Consider the following 650-nt stretch of genomic DNA (forward strand, 5'->3'; position numbering starts at 1 on the left):
CCGCCGGGGGGCGTCGTGACGCGGCGGCTGGCCGGGGCGGACGTGGTGCTCTACCGGACGCGCTCCGGGCGACTGCGGGCGATCGAGCCGTACTGCCCGCACCTGGGCGCACACCTGGGGCACGGCGGGGCCGTGGAGGGGGAGGAGATCGTCTGCCCGTTCCACCGCTTCCGCTTCGACGCCGACGGCGGGTGCGTGGCGACCGGGTACGGCACGCCGCCGCCCAGGGCCCGGCTGACCGGGCTGGAGTGTCGGGAGCTGGACGGCATGATCTTCGTGTGGCGGCACTCCCTGGGTGAGCCGCCCTCGTGGGAGATCGAGACGCTGCCGCCGGCCGGCTTCGCCAAGCCGTACTGCGGGCGGCACGTGCGCCTCGACCACCCGCAGGAGGTCATGGAGAACATCGTGGACTACGGGCACTTCTACCCGATCCACGGCTACCACCACGAGATCATCGAGGCGCCGACGTTCGAGGGTGAGCGCCTACAGACCACCTCCCGGCTGCGTACGGAGGGTTCCTGGCTCAAGGTGGCCTCCACCACCCCCGCCTCGAAGGTGGTCATCCAGGGGCTGGGCATCGTACGGGTGCAGGTGGAGAGCGAGCAGTTCGGCGGGTTCCGGGCACGGGCGTGGTTCTGTGTGACCCCCGT

The 650-nt window shown here is 71.8% G+C and carries 1 protein-coding gene; it reads left to right on the forward strand.

The window, feature by feature from the left end; translation table 11 throughout:
* Positions 1–15: 15 nt before the first annotated feature.
* A partial coding sequence (locus KUM32_RS40700; RefSeq protein ID WP_308408850.1) for a Rieske 2Fe-2S domain-containing protein occupies positions 16–650 on the forward strand: 635 nt, incomplete at its 3' end.

The organism is Streptomyces sp. AC627_RSS907 (assembly GCF_019049165.1).